The sequence below is a fragment of the Arsenicicoccus sp. UBA6765 genome, assembly GCF_002453335.1.
Classification (GTDB): Bacteria; Actinomycetota; Actinomycetes; order Actinomycetales; family Dermatophilaceae; genus Arsenicicoccus; species Arsenicicoccus bolidensis.
This window is the reverse complement of record NZ_DKGR01000024.1, coordinates 172,306-179,839: the sequence shown is the minus strand read 5'-3', so window position 1 is coordinate 179,839 and position 7,534 is coordinate 172,306. Positions and strand designations below refer to the sequence as shown.

6 protein-coding genes, 1 tRNA gene and 1 pseudogene are annotated in these 7,534 nt (G+C 70.1%); 3 read left to right on the top strand and 5 right to left on the bottom strand.

The genetic code is table 11. The annotated features are described in order from the left end of the window. From B4K29_RS07740 to B4K29_RS07730, 3 genes and pseudogenes are all read right to left on the bottom strand, one after another. Positions 1 to 424, bottom strand: a pseudogene (locus tag B4K29_RS07740) (hypothetical protein); the annotation flags it as partial. 185 nt (positions 425 to 609) lie between these two features. Further along, positions 610 to 813 (bottom strand): cold-shock protein, encoded by a 204-nt coding sequence (locus B4K29_RS07735; protein ID WP_019285274.1) that lies wholly within the window; start codon positions 811 to 813, stop codon positions 610 to 612. A 282-nt stretch (positions 814 to 1,095) separates the two neighbouring features. Next, positions 1,096 to 1,188: transfer RNA gene (locus tag B4K29_RS07730), tRNA-Ser, on the bottom strand. Between the two features lie 136 nt (positions 1,189 to 1,324). Between B4K29_RS07730 and B4K29_RS07725 the strand changes: the two genes are divergently transcribed. Together B4K29_RS07725 and B4K29_RS07720 are read left to right on the top strand one after the other, a co-directional pair. After that, positions 1,325 to 1,702: a hypothetical protein gene (locus B4K29_RS07725; RefSeq protein WP_286961351.1), complete on the top strand. Its 378-nt coding sequence runs from the start codon at positions 1,325 to 1,327 to the stop codon at positions 1,700 to 1,702. Between the two features lie 55 nt (positions 1,703 to 1,757). After that, entirely contained in the window at positions 1,758 to 2,135 is a 378-nt protein-coding gene (locus tag B4K29_RS07720; protein ID WP_029212817.1) for a hypothetical protein, read from the top strand. Positions 2,136 to 2,255: 120 nt separating this feature from the next. Here B4K29_RS07720 and epsC read toward each other — a convergent pair whose 3' ends face one another. Then, positions 2,256 to 2,915 (bottom strand): serine O-acetyltransferase EpsC, encoded by a 660-nt coding sequence (gene epsC, locus B4K29_RS07715; protein WP_029212818.1) that lies wholly within the window; start codon positions 2,913 to 2,915, stop codon positions 2,256 to 2,258. Between the two features lie 57 nt (positions 2,916 to 2,972). After that, a complete protein-coding gene (cysK, locus tag B4K29_RS07710) occupies positions 2,973 to 3,908 on the bottom strand; it encodes a cysteine synthase A (RefSeq protein WP_286966924.1) in 936 nt (311 codons plus the stop codon). 246 nt (positions 3,909 to 4,154) lie between these two features. Here cysK and B4K29_RS07705 point away from each other — a divergent pair, with 246 nt between their 5' ends. After that, positions 4,155 to 7,442: a heterodisulfide reductase-related iron-sulfur binding cluster gene (locus B4K29_RS07705; RefSeq protein WP_286966922.1), complete on the top strand. Its 3,288-nt coding sequence runs from the start codon at positions 4,155 to 4,157 to the stop codon at positions 7,440 to 7,442. Positions 7,443 to 7,534: the final 92 nt, after the last annotated feature.

Sequence of the window (7,534 nt, the reverse complement as noted above, 5' to 3'; positions counted from 1 at the left end):
GCACGAGCATCGTCGTGTCCGAGCGCAGCCCCGGGTCCTCGGTGGGGTCGCCATACGCGCTGTTGGCACCCTCACGGGTGTCGACCCCCATGACCAGGAGGTTCATGGCGGTGTGGCCCGTGGTCGGGTCGGTGGTGGCGCCCGGCGCGGGCTTGAGGAGGTTGTCGGTGATGTCCAGCGACGAGAGGTTGCCGTTCAATCGGTATGCCGCGTACAGCCCGCCGCCGACGACCACCGCCAGGACGACGACGAGCGCGATGACGATCCCCTTGAGGATCGGACGCCGGCGCCGCAGGGCGCGCAGCTCTCGTCGGGTGAGATCGGAAGGCAGCGAGGACTCCGGGGTGCTGGAGCCGTCCGGTGCCGATCCACCCGGCATGGAGGCCGCCGAGCCCGGGCGTGCGGACTCGTCAGGATCCTTCACGGGGCGACCTTTCGTGTTGGCGACGGCAGGCGTTGGCCGACCAGACTTCAGCCGAGTGTATCGACGCAGCCTGGGCAAGCCTTCCTGTTGACGCCGAGAACCCCCGACAGGTTGCCTGTCGGGGGTCCTGGTCTCCGGGTCCGGCTCCGAGGGAGCCGGTCAGCGCCGGAGGAGATCGTCGGGGATCAGATGGGGCGAACAGCGTCCGCCTGCGGGCCCTTGGGGCCCTGGGTGACCTCGAACTCGACGCGCTGCGCCTCGTCGAGGCTGCGGTAGCCGTTGCTCTGGATCGCGGAGTAGTGGACGAACACGTCCGGACCGCCACCATCCTGAGCGATGAAGCCGAAGCCCTTCTCAGCGTTGAACCACTTAACGGTGCCCTGTGCCATGGGTATTACTACTTTCGTTATGTCTGGCTATGACCGGGGAGCAGGATGCTCGCCGTCCAGATTGCCTTACCCCCCACGTCACGGGACATGCCCGTCCTTCGTGAACAACCCCCGCGCGCCCGACCTGTCGAGATCAGAAGGCGGAGGGTTACATCTACGTCTTGCGAGGAACTGCTTCAGCAACCACCCCCAAACCTACCATCGAGGCCCTCCGCTGTGATCCCCCGGAGGTGAACAACCGGTGTCTGCAACGATCCGTCTGCCACGACGTCTCGGCACCTCTGGCGGAGGGCGTGGGATTCGAACCCACGAAGCCGGGGCTACCGACTTAGCGGTTTTCAAGACCGCCGCACTAGGCCACTATGCGAGCCCTCCCGCCCCGCCGACCTCGTGCGGGACCCTCCCAGCCTACCGGGACGGGGGGCGGCAAAAAATTCGGCCAAAGGTCATAACGCGGGGGCGCGCGGGGCATGGGGACGACAAGCGAACACTCCAACCGGAAGGATCCATCATGCTCAACAAGCTCAGCTTCCTGGCCGGCGTCGGTGCCGGATATGTCCTCGGTGCGCGCGGCGGTCGTGGGCAGTACGACGCCCTCAAGCACCGCTCGACCTCGGCCCTGCAGAACCCGTCCGTCCAGAGCAAGATCGCGGACGCGGCGCAGGCGGTCAAGGCCCAGACCCCGCCCCAGGCGCACGGGCTGGTGGACAAGGCCGTGAGCGCCGTCTCCGGCGGCACCGCCCCGGCGACGTCCACCTCGACGTCCTCCACCTACACCACCGGGGTCACCCCCACCACGGGCGTCCGCACCGACTACACGGCCGACCCGGTCGGCATGCCCAACACCCCGTCCAGCACGGGCCTCGGCACGGACGGCCGTCTCGCCTGAGATCCTGTCGTCGACGACCGCTGCTGCGGTCACCCCCATCACCTAGGAGATACACATGCAGAAGCGACTGATGTTCATCGCCGGCGCCGGCCTCGGCTACGTCCTCGGCGCCCGCGCTGGCCAGGGCCGCTACCAGCAGATCAAGTCCCAGGCGGACTCGGTCTGGAACGACCCCCGCGTCCAGGAGAAGGTCTCCCTGGCCACGGAGGCCGTCAAGGAGAAGGCCCCCGTCGTGCAGGCCAAGGCCCAGGAGGCCGCCGCGGCCGCCCAGGCCAAGGCGCAGGACGCCGCCGGTGCCGCCCAGGTCAAGGCGCAGGGTGCTGCGGCCGCCGCCAAGGCCAAGGTGACCGGCGACCACTCCGGCAACCAGATCGGCGTCGAGAGCTCGAGCGACGTGGAGCCCCAGACCGTCAAGTACGAGTCGGGCCGCTGACCCAGCTGCCCCCAGCACGACGAGGCGCCGCATCCCAGAAGGGGTGCGGCGCCTCGTCGTGCAGCGGCCGTCGGGCAGCAGCCGTCGGGCGGTCGCAGCCGTGCAGCGGCCCGAGCGGACCTAGATCCAGACGGCGGGGTCGTCATACATCGCGTCCGTGGGGCTCTGGTCCGGCCCCGGGATGCGGACCTGCGCCGGGATCCCGACGGCGACGGCGTTGGCCGGGACGTCCTTGACCACCACGGCGTTGGCGCCGACCTGCGCGCCGTCGCCGAGGGTGATCGCGCCGAGCACGCGCGCGCCGGACCCGATCGTGACGCCGTTGCCGAGGGTGGGGTGCCGCTTGCCCTTGGCGAGCGAGCGGCCGCCCAGGTTGACGCTGTTGTAGAGCATGCAGTCGTCACCGATCTCGGCGGTCTCGCCGATGACGACACCCATCCCGTGGTCGATGAAGAAGCGCCGGCCGATCGAGGCGCCCGGGTGGATCTCGACGCCCGTCACGGCGCGAGCCACGTTGGACAGCAGGCGCGCCGGGAGCCGCAGCGAGGGACGCTGCCACAGCTGGTGCGTCAGGCGGTGGGACCAGATGGCGTGCAGGCCCGGCGAGACGAGGGCCATCTGCAGGCGCCCCGTCGCCGCCGGGTCCCGCTCGATCGCCGCGTCGAGGTCCTCGAGGACCCCGGCGACGAAGCCGACCCGGCCCTGTCGCTGCGTCACGAGCGGGGCGAGGTTGACGCCGGCCTTGGCGCGATAGGCCTCGGCGGTGGAGAAGGTCGTCATGTCATCAGCTCATCTCGTGTCGCGAGTGGGACGGCGGGCGGTTCGGCATACGGCCGATCAGGAGCTGATGCCCTCGAACAGCACCGTGGACAGGTAGCGCTCCCCGAAGGACGGGATGATGACCACGATGGTCTTGCCGGCGTTCTCGGGACGGGCGGCGACCTGCGACGCGGCGTAGAGCGCGGCGCCGGAGGACAGACCGACGAGCAGCCCCTCCTGCGTGGCGGCCTTGCGGGCCCACTCCACCGACTGGTCGATGTTGACGTCGATGACCTCGTCGTAGATCTCCGTGTCGAGGACGTCGGGGACGAAGTTGGCGCCGATGCCCTGGATCTTGTGCGGACCGGCCTGGCCACCGTTGAGGATGGCGGACTCGGCGGGCTCCACGGCGACCATCTGCACGCCCGGCTTGCGCTCCTTGAGCACCTGGCCGACGCCCGTGATGGTGCCACCGGTGCCGATGCCGGCCACGACGATGTCGACGTTGCCGTCGGTGTCGGCCCAGATCTCCTCGGCGGTCGTGCGGCGGTGGATCTCGGGGTTGGCGGCGTTGGCGAACTGGCGGGCCAGCACCCCGTCCCGCTCCTTGGCGATCTCCTCGGCCTTGTTGACAGCGCCCTTCATGCCCTCGGAGCCGGGGGTGAGGACCAGCTCGGCGCCGTACGCCTTGAGCAGGGCCTTGCGCTCGGAGCTCATCGTCTCGGGCATGGTCAGCACGACCTTGTAGCCGCGGGCAGCGCCGACCATGGCCAGCGCGATCCCGGTGTTGCCGGAGGTCGCCTCGACGATCGTGCCGCCCCGCTTGAGCTCGCCGGCCTGCTCGGCGGCGTCGACGATGGCGACTCCGATGCGGTCCTTGACCGAGCTGGCGGGGTTGTAGAACTCGAGCTTGGCCGCGACCGTGGTGCCGCTGTCCTTGGTGTCGATGATCCGGTTGATGCGCACGAGGGGCGTGCGGCCGACGATCGCAGTGACGTCGTTGTGGATGGGCATGGGTGCGTGCTCCGCTCTGTCGATGTCTGACGGCTGATGGCTGTGTGGGCCTGCCGAGGTCTCGTCCGAGGCAACGTCCGAGGGGCGCAGGTGATTCCCACGTTATCGCTTGTCCAACATTGTGTTATGAGAACGCCGGCAGCGCAGCCTTGTCCCACCGACCGGACCCGTCCGGGCTAGCGATCCCCGTCACACATCACTCGTCAGACATGCCCTTATGTCACTACCCGACCGTAGGATCACCGCATGTCAGCACTGCAGATCACGGCCCTCGTGCTGTGCTTCGTGATCCCGAGCATCGGATGGCTCCTGCTCTTCCGGCAGGTCTTCCGCTTCACCCGGGTGTTCCGCTCAGGTCAGCCCGACCCCACGCGGACCGACCAGCCGGCCAGGCGCACCATGACGCTCGTCCGGGAGTTCCTCGGTCACACCCGGATGGCGCGCCTGCCCTGGGTCTCGATCGCCCACTGGTTCACGGCACTGTCCTTCTTCGTCCTCTTCTCGACGCTGGTCAACGCCTTCTTCCAGCTCGTGTGGGCCGACTTCCGACTGCCGCTGATCGGCCACTTCCCCCCCTTCGAGTGGCTCGTCGAGCTCCTCGCCTGGGGCGGCCTGCTCGGCATCCTCTTCCTGATCGTCGTCCGGCAGCGGCAGCACCCCCGCAGCGCCGCGGGCTCCGACGGACGCCGCTCGCGGTTCTTCGGCTCCACCTGGTGGCAGGCCTACTACGTCGAGTTCACGATCCTCGCCGTCACGATCTGCATCCTGTCGCTGCGCTCCCAGGAGGCGGCGCTGCTCAAGCTGACCTCGCCCGAGGAGAGCATCGGCCTGCACTTCCCGCTGACCGGCTGGATGTCCGGCCTCTGGGGCAACCTGTCCGAGCCGTGGCTGCGCGAGTCGATCTACCTCGTCGCGATGATCAAGATCCTCGTGTCCTTCGCGTGGATGATCACGATCGCCCTCCAGCCCACCATGGGCGTGGCCTGGCACCGCTTCCTCGCTTTCTTCAACATCTGGTTCAAGCGCAACGCCGACGGGCGCACCAGCCTCGGCGCGCTGCAGCCGATGTCCATCGACGGCAAGCCGTTCTCGATGGACGCCATGGAGGACCTGGACGAGGACTCCTCGATGGGCGTCGCCAAGGCCGAGGACCTCACGTGGAAGCAGCTGCTCGACGTCACCACCTGCACCGAGTGCGGCCGCTGCCAGTCGCAGTGCCCCGCGTGGAACACCGACAAGCCCCTCTCCCCCAAGCTGCTCGTCATGACGCTGCGCGACCACGCGCACGCCAAGGCGCCGTGGATGACCGCGTCCGAGGAGGCCCGCGCGGGCCTGCCGGAGCACACCAAGGCGCTCGCGCACATGCCTCTCGTCGGCCAGACCGGGTATGACGAGGAGCACCCCCTCACGGCATACGACGCACTCGGTCCCGACGCCGTCATCGACGAGGACGTGCTGTGGTCCTGCACGACCTGCGGCGCGTGCGTCGAGCAGTGCCCCGTCGACATCGAGCACGTCGACGCCATCGTCGACATGCGCCGCAACCAGGTGCTGATCGAGTCGGCGTTCCCGGCCGAGCTCGGCGGGCTCTTCAAGAACATGGAGTCCAAGGGCAACCCGTGGGGCATGGCGCAGCGCGCCCGCCTCGACTGGGCCAAGGACCTGCCGTTCCCGGTCAAGCAGGTCGGCAAGGACGTCGAGGACCTGTCCGAGGTCGACTACCTCTTCTGGGTCGGCTGCGCCGGCGCCTTCGAGGACCGCGCCAAGAAGACCTCGCGCGCCGTCGCCGAGCTGCTCGACACCGCCGGCGTCTCGTTCGCCGTCCTGGGTGACGGCGAGACCTGCACCGGCGACTCCGCGCGCCGCGCCGGCAACGAGGTCCTCTTCCAGATGCTCGCCCAGCAGAACGTCGAGCAGCTCAACGAGGCCGGCGCCACCAAGATCGTCGTGACCTGCGCGCACTGCTTCAACACCCTCAAGAACGAGTACCCGCAGGTGGGTGGCGACTACGAGGTGCTGCACCACACGCAGCTGCTCAACCGCCTGGTGCGCGAGAAGCGCCTCGTCCCCGTCTCGCGCCCGGCCGAGGTGCCCGCGAAGTCCACCAACAAGAACCCCGCCTCGAGCGCACCCGTCGTCACCTACCACGACCCCTGCTACCTCGGACGGCACAACAACGTGTATGCCCCGCCGCGCGAGCTCATCGGGTCGCTGCCCGGCGTCGAGCTGCGCGAGATGCCCCGCCACGGCGAGACGTCCTTCTGCTGCGGCGCCGGCGGCGCACGCATGTGGATGGAGGAGAAGCTCGGCACCCGCATCAACATGAACCGCACCGAGGAGGCGCTCGCCACGGGCGCCGACCGGATCGCGGTGGGCTGCCCCTTCTGCCGCGTCATGCTGTCCGACGGCGTCACCGCCAAGGAGGCCGACGACTCCGCGGTCGAGTCGGTCGAGGTAGTCGACGTCGCCCAGATGCTCCTGGCCGCCGTCCGGCGCGCCGACGAGGTCGAGGCGCCGGTCGAGCCGGCTGCCGAGGCCGCGTCGACGGGTGCAGCCGATGATGCCGCAGCTGCGGCGGCGTCCGGCACGGCCGGGGTCGCCGCAGCCGGCGCACCCGAGGGCATCAAGCCCGACGCCGACGACCGGCAGACCAGCACCACCCCTGCCGAGGAGGCCAAGGCGGAGGAGCAGGAGGAGGTGCGCGTCCCGGAGGAGAACGACGAGCAGGCCGTCCACGCCGCCAACGACGCCGACCCCTGGGACGACGACGACACCACCCCGGCGCCGGCCGCCCAGTCCCAGCCGGAGTCGAAGCCGGCGCCGCAGCCGGAGTCGAAGCCGACGCCCGAACCGACACCGGTCCCTGCCACCGACGACGTCGCCGACCCCTGGGACGACGACACCGCCACCCCGGCACCCGTCGCCCAGACCCAGCCCGAGCCCACCTCTGAGCCCGAGTCGAAGCCCGAGCCGACGCCGGCCCCTGCCACCGACGACGTCGCCGACCCCTGGGACGACGACACCGCCACCCCGGCGCCGGCCGCCGAGACCCAGCCCGAGCCCGCCCCGGCTTCCGCTCCCGCGACCGACGACGTCGCCGACCCCTGGGACGACGACGACACCACCCCGGCGCCGGCCGCCGAGACCCAGCCCGAGGCCGAGCCCGCGCCCCAGCCGGAGTCGAAGCCCACACCGGCCACCGAGGACGTCAAGGACCCCTGGGACGAGGACGACACCACCCCGGCGCCGGCCGCCGAGACGAAGCCGGAGCTGGAGCCGGAGCCTGAGTCGAAGCCCACACCGGCCCCGGCTCCTGCCACCGAGGACGTCAAGGACCCCTGGGACGAGGACGACGACACCGCCACCCCGGCACCCGTCGCCCAGACCCAGCCCGAGCCCGAACCGGAGTCAAAGCCGGAGCCCGTGCCTGAACCGGAGCCCGTACCGGAGCCGGAATCGAAGCCCGAGCCCCCGAAGCCGGCGAGCGCCATACCGCCTGGCGATCAGGTCAAGGACCCCTGGGACGAGGACTGAGTGACCCAGGACGAGAGGGGCGTGGCCGCGGCCGCGCCCCTCTCGCATGCGCCCTCCGCCCAGACGACATGAACTGAGCCCCCAGCTCACAA

Coding starts and splice junctions, on each gene's coding strand:
- B4K29_RS07725 (WP_286961351.1), top strand. CDS start 1,325: ATGCTCAACAAGCTCAGCTTCCTGGCCGGCGTCGGTGCCGGATATGTC.
- epsC (WP_029212818.1), bottom strand. CDS start 2,915: ATGACGACCTTCTCCACCGCCGAGGCCTATCGCGCCAAGGCCGGCGTC.
- B4K29_RS07705 (WP_286966922.1), top strand. CDS start 4,155: ATGTCAGCACTGCAGATCACGGCCCTCGTGCTGTGCTTCGTGATCCCG.
- B4K29_RS07735 (WP_019285274.1), bottom strand. CDS start 813: ATGGCACAGGGCACCGTTAAGTGGTTCAACGCTGAGAAGGGCTTCGGC.
- cysK (WP_286966924.1), bottom strand. CDS start 3,908: ATGCCCATCCACAACGACGTCACTGCGATCGTCGGCCGCACGCCCCTC.
- B4K29_RS07720 (WP_029212817.1), top strand. CDS start 1,758: ATGCAGAAGCGACTGATGTTCATCGCCGGCGCCGGCCTCGGCTACGTC.